The sequence below is a fragment of the Vibrio bathopelagicus genome, assembly GCF_014879975.1.
In the GTDB taxonomy this organism is placed as follows: Bacteria; Pseudomonadota; Gammaproteobacteria; order Enterobacterales; family Vibrionaceae; genus Vibrio; species Vibrio bathopelagicus.
The window spans coordinates 1,860,460-1,874,136 of sequence record NZ_CP062500.1; the positions used below are offsets into that span (position 1 = coordinate 1,860,460).

At 43.7% G+C, this 13,677-nt stretch carries 15 protein-coding genes; 5 read left to right on the plus strand and 10 right to left on the minus strand.

Translation table 11 applies throughout. The annotated features are described in order from the left end of the window. Positions 1-215 precede the first annotated feature (215 nt). The 6 genes from IHV80_RS08215 to artP form a co-directional block, all read right to left on the minus strand. A complete protein-coding gene (locus IHV80_RS08215; RefSeq protein WP_192888661.1) occupies positions 216-773 on the minus strand; it encodes a cysteine hydrolase in 558 nt (185 codons plus the stop codon). A gap of 148 nt (positions 774-921) precedes the next feature. Then, positions 922-1,272, minus strand: coding sequence for a cupin domain-containing protein (locus IHV80_RS08220; RefSeq protein WP_192888662.1), 351 nt, complete (start codon positions 1,270-1,272; stop codon positions 922-924). A gap of 348 nt (positions 1,273-1,620) precedes the next feature. Further along, on the minus strand, positions 1,621-2,289 hold the full coding sequence (artM, locus tag IHV80_RS08225; RefSeq protein WP_192888663.1) for an arginine ABC transporter permease ArtM: 669 nt from the start codon (positions 2,287-2,289) through the stop codon (positions 1,621-1,623). Further along, a complete protein-coding gene (gene artQ, locus IHV80_RS08230) occupies positions 2,286-2,972 on the minus strand; it encodes an arginine ABC transporter permease ArtQ (RefSeq protein ID WP_192888664.1) in 687 nt (228 codons plus the stop codon). Before artQ ends, artM begins: the two co-directional genes overlap by 4 nt. A gap of 1 nt (position 2,973) precedes the next feature. Beyond that, positions 2,974-3,705, minus strand: a complete 732-nt coding sequence (locus IHV80_RS08235) for an arginine ABC transporter substrate-binding protein (RefSeq protein WP_192888665.1) — start codon at positions 3,703-3,705, stop codon at positions 2,974-2,976. A gap of 140 nt (positions 3,706-3,845) precedes the next feature. Continuing rightward, positions 3,846-4,574, minus strand: a complete 729-nt coding sequence (artP, locus tag IHV80_RS08240; protein ID WP_102433859.1) for an arginine ABC transporter ATP-binding protein ArtP — start codon at positions 4,572-4,574, stop codon at positions 3,846-3,848. Positions 4,575-5,101: 527 nt separating this feature from the next. On the opposite strand from artP, the gene IHV80_RS08245 reads away from it, so the two are divergent. Both IHV80_RS08245 and IHV80_RS08250 read left to right on the plus strand, forming a co-directional pair. Beyond that, complete coding sequence (locus tag IHV80_RS08245; RefSeq protein ID WP_192888666.1) at positions 5,102-6,925, plus strand: ABC transporter ATP-binding protein/permease; 1,824 nt, start codon at positions 5,102-5,104, stop codon at positions 6,923-6,925. Between the two features lie 183 nt (positions 6,926-7,108). After that, a complete protein-coding gene (locus IHV80_RS08250) occupies positions 7,109-7,573 on the plus strand; it encodes an acyl-CoA thioesterase (protein WP_192888667.1) in 465 nt (154 codons plus the stop codon). An 82-nt stretch (positions 7,574-7,655) separates the two neighbouring features. On the opposite strand, the gene IHV80_RS08255 is transcribed toward IHV80_RS08250, so the two are convergent. Then, a complete protein-coding gene (locus tag IHV80_RS08255) occupies positions 7,656-9,911 on the minus strand; it encodes a peptidase U32 family protein (protein ID WP_192888668.1) in 2,256 nt (751 codons plus the stop codon). Between the two features lie 104 nt (positions 9,912-10,015). Here IHV80_RS08255 and IHV80_RS08260 point away from each other — a divergent pair, with 104 nt between their 5' ends. Further along, entirely contained in the window at positions 10,016-10,675 is a 660-nt protein-coding gene (locus tag IHV80_RS08260; protein WP_192888669.1) for a glutathione S-transferase, read from the plus strand. A gap of 135 nt (positions 10,676-10,810) precedes the next feature. Here the strand turns inward: IHV80_RS08260 and IHV80_RS08265 are convergent, their stop codons facing one another. The 3 genes from IHV80_RS08265 to IHV80_RS08275 are packed head-to-tail and all read right to left on the minus strand — an operon-like array spanning position 10,811 to position 11,802. Continuing rightward, positions 10,811-11,260, minus strand: coding sequence for a GyrI-like domain-containing protein (locus tag IHV80_RS08265; RefSeq protein WP_192888670.1), 450 nt, complete (start codon positions 11,258-11,260; stop codon positions 10,811-10,813). A gap of 48 nt (positions 11,261-11,308) precedes the next feature. Beyond that, on the minus strand, positions 11,309-11,542 hold the full coding sequence (locus tag IHV80_RS08270) for a hypothetical protein (protein ID WP_192888671.1): 234 nt from the start codon (positions 11,540-11,542) through the stop codon (positions 11,309-11,311). A gap of 8 nt (positions 11,543-11,550) precedes the next feature. After that, positions 11,551-11,802: a Rho-binding antiterminator gene (locus IHV80_RS08275; protein WP_192888672.1), complete on the minus strand. Its 252-nt coding sequence runs from the start codon at positions 11,800-11,802 to the stop codon at positions 11,551-11,553. Between the two features lie 211 nt (positions 11,803-12,013). On the opposite strand from IHV80_RS08275, the gene IHV80_RS08280 reads away from it, so the two are divergent. Both IHV80_RS08280 and IHV80_RS08285 read left to right on the plus strand, forming a co-directional pair. Then, positions 12,014-12,379, plus strand: a complete 366-nt coding sequence (locus IHV80_RS08280) for a c-type cytochrome (RefSeq protein ID WP_192888673.1) — start codon at positions 12,014-12,016, stop codon at positions 12,377-12,379. Between the two features lie 118 nt (positions 12,380-12,497). Further along, entirely contained in the window at positions 12,498-13,676 is a 1,179-nt protein-coding gene (locus IHV80_RS08285; RefSeq protein ID WP_192888674.1) for a BamA/TamA family outer membrane protein, read from the plus strand. The last annotated feature ends 1 nt before the right edge of the window (position 13,677 follow it).

Sequence of the window (13,677 nt, forward strand, 5' to 3'; positions counted from 1 at the left end):
CACTTTGGTGTCGATCTTATCTAACCTAACCATATGAAACTAACATACAATTTGATTGAAAACTTATACGAGCAATATCGCGATTTAGACATATCACATAACGCCCAATTAAGGTGTGAACAACGCTAACCACCCTACCTAAGCATTGTGCCATAAACACTAAACTGGCTTGATGTGAAAGCGCCGAGCGTTGTGAATCACTCTTAAATTTATTGTTAGCTTTTCAATCTATCGATGATCTCAGTGTTGGATAATGGAACTCCGATGCCACTATTCACCATGTATCCAAATGATTCATCATGACAACCTTGGTCGTACGAATCGATGCACTCTTGGGCCAGTAACAAATGGTAGTCACGTTGATATGCATCGATAGCGGTGACTCTCACGCATGCATGAGTATTTACACCAGCAATTACAATTTCACTAGGTGGCATTTCATTTAAGATTTCATCGAGCTCTGTTTCAAAGAAAGCGCTATAGCGCTTTTTAATAACTTCATGCTCTTCAGGATGTCGAGACAACTCAATTAATAGCTCGCAGCCGTTAGTACCTTCAATAGTCCACTTTTGACTCGATTGTCGTAACGCTAAATATGTATCCGATAAGTCTTCTTTAAAAACTTGTCGCACCCAGATAATCTTCTGACTTTCTCTACGAAAGGCATGTACCAGTTCATTCAATGAGCGAGTAAATTCCGTTCTTTTTTCAGCGAGTCTACCCTGCTGGAAAAAGTCCTCTTGCATATCAATAACTAGTAGTAATTTAGTCACGATGACCTCCTAGGAAAGCTAACGCCGCGTTAAGTAGTGAGCAACGCTAACCACACAACCTAAACTATTGTGCTGTAAACACTTAAGCTGAATCAAACCGAAAATGCCACGCGTTACGAATCTGCCTTAAACGCTTTGTTATGGCGATTCACTTTAGACTTGCTTGGATTATTAGTAACTCAATTTCATTGTCCGATGTATTAACCAAACCATGGGTGCCAAAACGTTTATTAACTATCATATCTCCTGAAGCCACCTTTCTGTCCTCACCTTCAATGGTCATAGTGCCTTCACCTTTCAAAATGATATACATTTCTTCATCGTCTCCGTGAGTATGCTCACCCATAGAGCTTCCCGGCGGCATAACGACACGGATGGCAAAGTCCCAAGCACCATCGAAATCTTTACGTCTGAATGCACGATAGATATCTATTGAACCTTCTCCATCATGGCTATTTTCGTCGACATCTTTATCACAAGTGTAAAAATTACGTATCATCTTTTCCGAATTCCTTTCTGATTATTTCCCGCAGATCTACTGAGCGCCATAACAGCTATTAGACAGAAAAATTCTGCATTTAAATACAGAATTTTTCTATCTAGTTTCATATGGGTGGGACTCTACCACAATTAATTACATAATTTCAGTGACTTAAAACATAGATAGCCTCATTGAATGACAAAGTGCAGAATCTTTCCGTATAGTATGATTTTAGCGAATCCCCCCCCGCATAACTGTGTATAAACACAGTATCCCTACGCATGCACCAAACACAAAAAAGCCTGCCATCTATGCGAACATAAATGGCAGGCTTTATACGTTAGTTAACCTTTGGAGTGGCTAGGATTACGCGGCTTCGAATGCGAGGGCCTTCTTCTCAACCTGACGGAAGATCAGCGTTAAAATACCGTTTACTGCTAGGTAGAATGCGCCAGCAATACCGAACACAGTCAGTGTGTCGTAGGTTTGGCCGTTGATACGCTGAGCGTAGCCCATCAAATCCATGATGGTGATGGTGCTTGCCAGTGATGTGCCTTTGAACACTAGAATCACTTCGTTCGAGTAAGCTGGAACGGCGCGACGTAGTGCGTATGGCAGTAACACTTTAAGTGTTGCTACTTTGTCCATGCCTAATGCACGGCACGCTTCCCACTGCCCTGCTGGAATCGCGTTGAATGCGCCTCTGAACAGTAGCGTGCTGTATGCAGCGGTGTTCAAAGCTAATGCTAACATTGCACAGAACCAAGGTTGGCTTAACCATGTCCATAGGAAGCTTTCACGAATCCAATCGAATTGACCTGGGCCGTAATACACCAAGAAGATCTGTACCAATAATGGTGTACCCGTGAATAGCGTAATAAGGCCACGAGTGAACCAATGTATAACTGGTAATCTTAGGATCAGTGTTATTGTCATCAGCAAAGACAAGATACAACCAACAAGCAGTGAAGCGCCTGTTAATTGAAGACTGGTCGCTAAGCCTTCAAGCATTTGAGAGAGGTATTGTTGATTCATGCCATTGCCCCTTTGTTACCCAAACCTTGAATAGAGAACTTACCATCAATTACTTTTACCAACCTTTGCGTGATTAAAGTGATGATTAAGTAGATAGCCGCTGCTGTCGCGTACCAAGTAAATGCTTCGTGCGTAGCTGCTGATGTTAATTGTGCTTGTTTCAGTAGATCGGTTACACCAATCAATGAAACCAGTGCAGTGTCTTTTAATAGAACCAACCATTGGTTCGTTAAACCTGGTAGTGCGTGTCTTACTGCTTGTGGCAATACAACCCTGAAGAACGCGCGAGATTGAGGAATGCCCAATGCGCTCGCTGCTTCTCTCTGCCCTTTACTTACTGCTTTCAATGCACCACGAATGGTTTGCGAAGCGTAAGAAGCGAAGATAAGTGACAATGCAACAACACCAGATAAGAACGGGCTAACTTCAACAAAGTCACCAGTGATCATGAAGAGCACTTGTGTCGAGCCAAAGTAGATAAATAAAACCACCAAGATTTCTGGTAGACCACGTACGATTGTCACGAACGCGGTTGTCGGCCATTTGATTGCAATACGACGAGACATTTCACCGCCAGCAAACAGTACCGCTAAAACTAATCCAACCAATAGACTTACGAATGCAAGCTGAATTGTCATCCAGCTTGCTTCGACGAGCCCTAAAGAGTAACCCGTTAACTGCATATTACTTACCGAAGTACTTGTTGAAGATCTTATCGTATTCGCCGTTCGCTTTAACCGCTGCAAGTGCTGTATTCAGCTGTGCAACGAGCTCTGGGTTGCTCTTGTTTACTGCGATACCAAAACCGTTACCGAAGTATTCTTGGTTTGTTACTTGGTCGCCAACGTACGTTAGGTTGTCTTGCTTCTTAAACCATTCCGCTACTACCGCAGTGTCACCAAATACAGAATCAATACGACCGTTTTTCATGTCGATAAATGCATCTTGGTAGCTTGAGTAAGGAACAGCTGTTACACCTGTCATTTGCTCAAGCAAGAAGCTTTGGTGAGTAGAACCGTTTTGAACACCGATACGCTTGCCTTCAAGTGCTGCTTGATCTGCTACTTTGCCTTCAATAGAGATGAATGCTGCAGAGTTGTCGTAGTAAGCATCAGAGAAGTTCACTTGTTGAAGACGTGCTTCAGTGATGTCCATTGCCGAGATAGCCGCATCGTAACGTTTGAATTTAAGAGCAGGGATCAGGCTATCGAACGCTTGGTTATGGAAAGTACATGTCGCTTTCATCTCTTCACAAAGTGCGTTTGCTAGGTCTACGTCAAAACCTTGGATTTGGTTGTTCTCGTCCATGTATTCGAATGGTGCGTAAGTTGCTTCCATTGCGAATTTGATTTCTTCTTGAGCCGCTGCGTTGAAAGAAGCAAGGCCGATAAGTGAAGCTAGTAGAATGTTTTTCATTTTGTTACTCCGAATACTCTGTAATTGCGGCCTGTGGCCACTCTTATAATTTGATTTGTTTTAACTAAATCGTGTTGTGTTAGCTGAAACTAATGCATTAACTTGGTTTTAATGAGCCTGCTTTTGATGAGCAAGCTAATCTAGTGAGTCAAATATTCTGCAAACTCTGGAGTCTGCGGATTGATAAATGCGTCGTTGGTGCCGTGTTCAACGATGTAACCCTTCTCAAGGTAAAGTACATGGCTCGCAATCTTCTTAGCGAAATCAACTTCATGAGTCACAACAACCTGAGTAATCCCCGTGCCGCTTAACTCTTTAATGATGCTAACAACTTGGTTGGTGATCTCTGGGTCGAGAGCTGCCGTTGGTTCGTCAAACAGCAATACATCTGGCTTCATCATAAGAGCACGAGCAATCGCAACACGTTGTTGCTGACCGCCAGAAAGCTGTAATGGCCAAGCGTCTGCTTTGTCTGCAAGCTGTAAAGTGGTCAATACCGCTTTTGCTTGTTTGATGGCTTCTTGCTTATCTAAGCCTGCAACTTTGGTTGGCGCTTCAATCAAGTTTTCCATTACCGTCATGTGTGGCCACAAGTTATATTGCTGGAAAACCATGCCGACTTTACGACGAAGTTTAAGACCCTGCTTCTCTTGGATCTGACCAGCAAAATCGAATTGCTCGTTAGCAATGTCTAATTCGCCGTTGTCCGCGATTTCTAGCAGGTTCAAAACACGCAGTAGTGAACTCTTACCAGCGCCGCTTGGGCCAAGCAGTACCAAGGTTTCGCCACTCTCACAGTTAAAACTGATGTCGTGAAGAACTTGGATATCGCCATATGATTTGTTGATGCTCTTTACTTGAATACTCATGCCGGATTACTGCATTAATTGTCATTTGCTGGTTATTCTATTTAAACTGAACTTTTATGCAAGATAAATGTATAAAAAACTAATTTGTTGAATTTTTGTAACAAATATTGCATAAAAAACAGTCTCAATGACTGGTCTTACGTCTATAAATCACAAGCCATTGATAAGGTTGATTTAGAGATAAAAGGCAAACGTTTTACTGGTAATTTATAAATCAACACTGGGTTGTAAATCTATGAACACACTTCCCTATTGATTTAGAATTGCCTGCATAAAAATTAGGGTTAAAAAGCCAGTTTCACAACCATCTTGGTGCACAGGAAATGCTTAATCTTCCCTTTGAACATTTTCTGTTGATTCACTCAGTGCTCAGAAAATTTTGGAAATTGAGTTTCCTAGGAAGCGTCACGCGGCAATAAATGCTTTAATGGCATCGATTCTCAATAACAAGTTTTCAGCAGCGAACAACACGTATTACAAGCAATAAGCCATCTATTCTTAAAGCGACAACACATTAAGGCAGTCATATGCAAAACGATGTCTCTTCCACGCTCGACTCTACTCAGCGACCGACTCAACAAACGCCAGAACCCAAACCTGAGAAAAAAAGCCTCAGTATTCTGTTCGAGCTCGGCAAATTTATTCAGCCCTATAAAGGCCGTGTGATTGCAGCATTGATCGCGTTGATCTTCACGGCGAGCTTAACCCTTTCGGTCGGACACGGTATTCGTCTTCTTATCGACCAAGGCTTCAGCCAACAATCGTTGTCAGACTTAGGCAGTGCGATTCAATTCATCATGGTGGTGGTCGTGTTGATCTCGATTGGCACCTTCTTCCGCTTTTATTTGGTCTCTTCGGTTGGGGAGCGTGTGAGTGCGGATATCCGCCTGTCGGTTTTCAATCACGTTGTGACGCTTCACCCGAGTTACTTTGAAACCAATGGCAGTGGCGACATCATGTCACGTATCACAACCGACACAACCCTACTTCAAAGCATCATTGGTTCGTCATTTTCTATGGCGATGCGAAGCGCGCTGATGTGTATTGGCGCAATCATCATGTTGTTCGCGACCAACATAAAGCTCACGCTTATCGTGTTGGCCTCTGTGCCATTTATCCTGATTCCTATTCTTGTATACGGTCGACGCGTAAGAGCCCTCTCTCGCCAAAGCCAAGATTCTATGTCTGATGTGGGTTCTTATGCTGGCGAAGCCATTGAACACATCAAGACCGTGCAAAGCTACAGTCGAGAAGCGCAAGAGAAAGCGTCATTTGCGATTGAAGTGGAAAAGGCTTACGAGATTGGTCGCCAACGCGTTAAACAGCGTGCGATTCTAATCTCTGGTGTGATTGTTATCGTGTTCAGCGCGATTGCAGGCATGCTTTGGGTTGGCGGCAGTGATGTTATCAATGGCACTATGTCGGCGGGTGATCTGGCTGCGTTTGTTTTCTATGCGATCATGGTCGCTTCATCGTTAGGTACGATTTCTGAAGTGATGGGTGAATTGCAACGCGCGGCAGGTGCGACAGAGCGATTAATCGAGATTCTACAAGTTGAAAGCCACATTGTTGCGCCTGTAGAAAATCCAACATCACTGGATAACGTGACACCAGAAGTCGCTTTTGATGATGTGACCTTCTGTTACCCATCAAGACCAGACCAGCCCGCAACAAGCAACCTCACGCTAACTGCCCATGAAGGTAAAGTGTTGGCATTGGTTGGCCCGTCTGGCGCAGGTAAAACTACCCTATTCGAACTGCTGCAACGCTTCTACGACCCGCAAGTGGGTAAAGTGACACTAGGCGGTGTTGAACTGAATCAGTTTGATCCGAACGAGCTAAGAAAACAGATGGCATTGGTACCCCAGCAGCCTGCTCTGTTCAGTAACGATGTGTTCCATAACATTCGATACGGGAACCCAGAAGCAACGGACGAGCAAGTTATCGAAGCGGCGAAAAAAGCGCACGCGCACGAGTTCATTCAGAACTTACCTGAAGGCTATCACAGCTTTCTTGGTGAACGTGGAGTGAGATTATCTGGTGGTCAGCGTCAGCGTATTGCAATTGCACGTGCCATCTTAAAAGATCCAAATATTCTATTATTGGATGAAGCAACCAGTGCGCTAGACAGCGAAAGTGAACATCATGTTCAACAAGCTTTAGAAGAATTAATGCGTGGCAGAACGACGATCATTATCGCGCACCGTTTATCAACAATTAAACACGCCGACCAAATTGCAGTACTCGATAAAGGGCAGCTAGTAGACATCGGCGACCACCAGTCACTCATCAATAGCTGTGAACTGTACCAACGATTGGTTGAACTGCAATTCAAACACCTCAGCAGCTAAGTTATAGAGCAAAAGCGCGTAAATGAGGGACTAGTCATTAAGTCATGAAAAACTAAGTCCCTGACATTGTGTGGTTTCAAGCTTCAAAAACTTAAATCACACGTGTTGCAGTTTTGTGAATTTGACGGTAGGGTTTTTATTCCAATAACAACTTATTCCCTAAATAACAATAAGAGAGTTCGCATGGAAGCACTATTATCTGACTACCCGGTAGTAACCGAAATCCCAGTTGCTTGGGGAGAAATGGACGCACTTAATCACGTTAACAACGCCGTATATTTTCGTTATTTCGAAACCGCTCGCTTAGATTTCTTTAAACACGTCGAGCTGATGGAAGAGATGGCGATTACCAAAGTTGGTCCGGTTCTTGGTGACACTTATTGTAAATATTTCCGACCAGTCACCTATCCAGACACGCTGATGATTGGCTCTCGCGTCACCGACATTCAAGACGATCGCTTCACCATGGAATACGCGATCGTCAGTAAGACTCAGCAAAAGCTGACGACAATCGGCACTGCGACCATCGTTATGTTCGATTTTGCTTCAAACCAAAAAGCGCTACTTTCACTGCGTTTAACCAACGAAATCGAAAAGATGAACACGTTAAAGAGCCCATGCTTCAAACAGGAAGTCGTTACGGAATAATCAGAATTATCAGATACAAAAAGGCCACTCGTTTGAGTGGCCTTTTGTTTATTGGTTCACAGTACTTATAAGCGGTTAAGCCTTATAGACCTTGAACGTATTGAGCGTTAGTACGAATTTCGACTAGCTGCTCTAGGTTCTGTTGTGAACCATCAACGCCGTCAATCAAACCTTGGAAGTGTTTGATCAGCTCTACTTTGTCTTGTACTTCTTTCGAACCTGCACCGATGTTGGTTAAGTCGATGAAGAATTCGTCGAACAAACCAGAGAAATCCGTTACAGCGTCATGGTTTAAGAACTGTTCGTGGTTGTAAATGCTTGGGTAGCCGCCCTTCTGCTTATCAACTGCGAAAGAGATGCCTTTCACGTTAGTAATCGTGGTCGCTTTCTCACACTTCAACATACAACCTGCTTCAATGCTTGGCTTGTTACAACCGACGGTTCTTTGGAAGAAACACTGACGGCTGGTCATCATCAAGATTGGGTGGTAGATGCTGTAGAACAGTTTGAAGTTCTCTGGACGGCGAATATGACGAATCTGACCTTTGTTGATCTCGTTCGAAATGAAAGCACCGGCACAGTTAAGCTCTTCTTGCAAAGTCACCAACGCATGAGAGTTGGTCGTGTTCATGAATGGACCGGCAACCCACTCGATGCCCATTTCGTAAGCTTTATAAGCAATACCCGTGTTGTTGGTAACGATACGAGCTGGCTTGATCTCTTCAAGAATACGAACCGCTTCGTCGTAGTCTTTACCGATCAATACTGCAGGGAACCAAGGAATCAAGCGTGGGTTTGCTGCCAAGATATCGATGTACTTGTTACAACGCTTCTTGAAGCTTTCAGGCAGTTTGAAGTAAACATCCGCTTCAGTCACATCACACAGGTGTAAGTCTTCCACATCAGCGATAAGCATCGACATAGTTGGCTTGTCGTTCACCTTAGGGTGCTGTGGTAGTGCAGGCACGTCAACGTGCTTAATCACTTCTACAGAACCGTTAAGAACGAAGTCGATTTCATCTTTAAGATTAGACACTTCTTTCAAAGGAATAATCAGGCCAGCATCAAGGTTATCGTAGTTGTAGCTCTCTAATGTATGAACTGCACTCTTAACAGCTTTAAAACGCTTCTCAAGTAGCTCTTGATCGATCGCCTTCTCACCTGCCGCTATCAGAAGCGATTTAGATTGAACCGTAAAGTTCTCTTTTGATGTGTTCACTGTTACCGTGAATGGTTGACCCAGTTTCGCGCTAAACGACAATGACACCGGTGTTTTACGAATATCAAGGAACTCGATCTTGTCGCGCATTTCACTGCCTAGCGCATTCTTAGCTTCGTAAAGATCGCTGGTCACTTCTTGAATTTGCACAACAGAGATTTCATTGTTCTCTTTGGTCGCTTTATCAACAGCGTAATTCATGCTGTTGTCGCGCGGGTTATCGATGAACATGTCTTTCGTTAGGTTGCCCTTAAGGAAAGAGTTGGTGAAATCACGGTTGAATACTTTGTGTAGGTTCGAATCGTCTTCGATCAACAAACCACTTTCTACAAAGCTATCAATCTGTTTGCGCCACGTGTCTACCACTGTGTATACGTAGTGTGCGCCTTTAATACGGCCTTCTACTTTCAACGAGTCAACTTTTGCGTCAACAAGTTCTGGTAGGTCGTAGTAAGCGGAGTTATCTTTCAAGTTCAGTGGGAACTTGTTACCCGCGTTGGTAACTTCGTATTCATCACGACACGCTTGGCTACAACGGCCACGGTTGCCCGAATTACCGACACTTACAGAACTTGAATAACATTGGCCAGAGAATGCGATACACAAAGCACCGTGTACGAACACTTCAGTCAGGACATCGTGATCGTGCGCCACTTCTGTCAGCATCTTAATTTCAGGCAGGTTGAGTTCGCGAGACAAGTTAACACGTGTTGCGCCAATTTTAGATAAGAACTTAATTTGGCCTTCATTGTGCGTAGTCAGCTGAGTCGATGCGTGAACATCCAATGATGGGAAATGCTTTTTCACCAAATCGAACAAGCCAAGATCTTGAACGATGATGCCGTCTAGTTTGGTGTTCACTAATTGGTTTAGCAGTTTAGTGATGCTCTTAATTTCATGCTCCAGCAGCACAACGTTAAGAGTCAGAAACACTTCACAGCCATATTCATGAGCAAGGCGAATCACACCATTCAACTCATCTAACGAAAGGTTAGAGGCTCTGTTACGAGCGTTGAAGGTGTCTAAACCACAATAAACCGCATTAGCTCCTGCTACGATGGCTGCTTTAATTGCCTCAACATCGCCACCTGGGGCTAATAACTCAATCTTTCTGCTCATTTTTGAAGTCGCTCACTTACTTATAATTTTTAAGCCGCGTATTCTACCTACATCACGATCTCTTTACCACCTAACAACACTTTTCAAACTAAATGACCTCAATAATGCCAAACGAAACCGATTTACCTATCCTTTATTCTTTAAGACGCTGCCCTTACGCTATGCGCGGAAGAATGGGGATCGCCTTATCCCAGCAAAAAGTGTTACTACGAGAAATCGTCACCAAAGATAAACCTAGCGAACTATTGGCCAGCTCACCAAAAGGCACGGTACCTGTGCTTGTTTTGCCACAAGGTACGATTATAGAACAAAGCATCGAGGTGATGATTTGGGCACTGGAACAGAACGATCCTCAAGATCTGATGCGTTCAAGCAACCCCGCTCTAAACCAACAAGTTCTTGAGCTCATTGGTCGCAACGACAACGAGTTCATTGGCTACTTAGAAAAATACCGCGCTTCGGTGCGCTACCGAAATGACGATAGCGAGCAGCGCAGACACAACTGCGAAGAATTTATTGCTGAATTGGAAAGTAAACTCAGCCATCATGATTACTTTTTTGGCGACACCCCTAGCCTTGCAGACTTTGCAGTGATGCCGTTTGTAAGCCAGTTCGTGAGAGTTGAAAAGAAGTGGTTTGTACAATCTGAATATCAGAACGTAGGACGTTGGTTAAGAGCGCATCTTGAAAGCAAGCTCTACACCCAAGTAATGAAGCAATACCCTTTGTGGAATGAAACTAAACAAGATTGTCTTTTTGGGTGACCTAGGGGAATTCTGGGATAGATAAAGCGTGGGTATTAAAACAATTACGTGACACTGTACCTTCTTTGTAATGAACAGATATTCAAAGACTTAACTGGATACTAGAAGCTAAGCCTTTTGTTCATTTCAAACTGATTACTTAATCGCTATCGAAATCTCGACTGCCGTTTCGCCTTTGTAAAACTCAAAATCAGTCGTGTAAGTTCGAGTATGTGGACAATCTGGATCGTTGAAATAAGCCCACACTTCTCCCCATAAATCGATAACCGCTTGTGGCAATTCACCTTCAGCAGAGAACGTTAAGTACGTACCTGCTTCAATTTCGGTTTCAACTAGGTCGTCCAAATTGTTATCGGTCAGTGCATTGGTACACGCAACAACATCAAACTCACCAGTAAAATCCGATTGGTAATTGGTGTAGACGCCATAGACCTTTGAGTTTGGAGTCAGCTTAGGAAAAGCTTGGTCGAAAAACCCTTGCCATAATTGGCCTATCTTCGCCTTTGCTGGATCAATTTCGTCACTGTTGGTAGTTCTTACTGAAAACCCATACGCCTTTACAGCTTCAATCGTTTCTACTTTCATCTGCTTTCACTCCTTAACCAATGTCGCTGCCGCCACCTTGGATCAATTCTAATCTTGAATCTCTTTATGGCCACACTTTTCACACACAAGATGGCGAGAAAACTCATCCATTGACGCGATAAACGGACCAAGGAACCAACCTTTTACGACGCCCGCCCAGAACTCATGTCGTTTTTGGTTCGGTTTATCTGCAAACGCACTTTCCTTCCTCACCAAAATAACAACGTGTTGTGTCTCTTCGCGGCATTCGGTGCAGTAGCATTGCTCTATCGTGTGGTTCATGTAGGCACCTATGACGTTTTAAAGGATTTATGTTGAAAGTGAGGGTTGTCGACACTGACTTCTAAATCTGTAATTTCAGTTAACACGACAAGCTGTTCTTGACCTTCAACACTGACCTTGATGCACTCTTCTCGTGCTTGGTTTCGCTTCGTATCTAATGCAACACACGCTAACTGCTCACCAGATGTCATAGTGAGTTTAATTGGGTACCTGTGCATACACACAATCTCAATATAATCGTAATCATTGCAACTAATCATAATACCCCTCCTATTCATCCATCACGCTAATGCGAGACGCTATACTATGCAAACTGTTTATAATCAATCGTTTACTCTTATCACATTGATGGCACGCACTTGAGGTAAATCAGCTATCCAATAACAGTTTAGAACCGATTCCACCGTTCACGTTTCTTCTACCAACCCGTGCTTATTCTTTACCTGTTGAATAAAAATAGAGAATAAAACAATGAAAAACATAACCAAATTACACGTGTTAGCTTGTTTCGGTTTCGTAGTTTCAATGATGACTTTCAGTGTAAACTCCGCATCACTTGACGATGCAAGTCACTTCGCGAACGGCAAAACCAAGTATCAACAGCTTTGTCAGGTGTGTCATGGCGATACCGGTTTAGGAGATGGCCCAACCGCGGCCTCTTTGCCGCATAAGCCTGCCAACATTCCTAATAAACTTGGAAAGTTATTCACGACTAAAAACTCACTGGCCGATGACATACTCGAAGGTGAAGTCGAAAGTGGCATGCCTGCATGGCAAGGTATTGTCACAAAACAAGAGGCCCTCGATATTTTGACTTACCTAGAGTCAATTCAATAGTAAACGCTGTTCCATTCGCCTTTTGAACAGAGATTTCAGGTAAAAGCGTTCGTTTTATTGCGGTATCTATTTCATTGATTACACTGAATTTAATGGATAGTGAATAATACGGAATGTTATGACTCTCAAACCCTTAGCGGCAAGTGCTCTTATGCTTGTTTCTGCTACCACACATGCTGTGAGCTTTATTGATCAAATCGATGGCCACTTAGATATGGGCGAATATCTGGCTGAAAATGCCTATGGGTTTTTGCCCGTTCCAATACTGATTACCGAACCGGCAGTGGGATACGGTGGCGGCTTCACTGGCATCTTTCTTCATGAATCGGAAGACCAGAAAAACACACGTAAAGAACTTGCAGAGAAATCCATCGATGGCGGCGCGCAGCTTTTAACACCCGCGATCACTGCGTTTGGTGGCTTTGCGACAGAAAATGGCACGTGGATGGCGTTTGTTGGCCACAAACGCAGTTGGAAGGAAGACTCAATTCGCTACTTGGGTGGTTTGGGTTATGGCGATATCAACATGACCTTTTACCGTCAAAGCTCTTCCAATGTTTTAGCGCCTCTCGCTCCCAATGAAGGGATTGAACTAGGGCTAAAAGGCATGGGCGGAATTCAAAAACTACAATTTAGAATCCCTGAAACATCTTGGCTGTTGGGTTTCTCGCAGCAGTTCTTTGCACCAACTCTTTCTGTGAACAATCATCCTAAAGCACAAGAGATCCTAAGCAATATCGGTAACTCTTCACCGACCTCTTCCGGCTTGGGTTTGATTGCTGAATATGACAGTAAGAACAGCTTTCTTAATCCCACTCAAGGCTATAACTATGTCGCAGAATACCTATGGTTCGGCGATGCGATCGGCAGCGACTACACGTATCAAACGTTTAATCTAGAAGGGCTAAACTACTGGAAATTAAACAAAGAATGGAATCTCGCTTTACGAGGACAATATAAGTCGTTATCAACCAATGAACGCGTTCTTTCTCCTCAATATTATCCAGACATTGACCTTAGAGGCATCGCCCGCAATCGCTATCAAGGTGAGCATACCTTTACTGCCGAAGTACAAGTCACCAAACAGTGGACACCGCGTTGGTCAACAGGCGTATTTACTGGGGTTGGTTATGCCGGAGACAGCGATAACGATATGTTCGATCAGAGCTCACACTCAGCGTACGGTGTTGGCTTCCGTTACCTTATCGCAAGGCGTTATAGTCTGATTTCAGGCATTGATATTGCGTTCAGCGAAGAAGATACCGCCCTCTACTTCCAAGTCGGAGCCGGTATCTAAT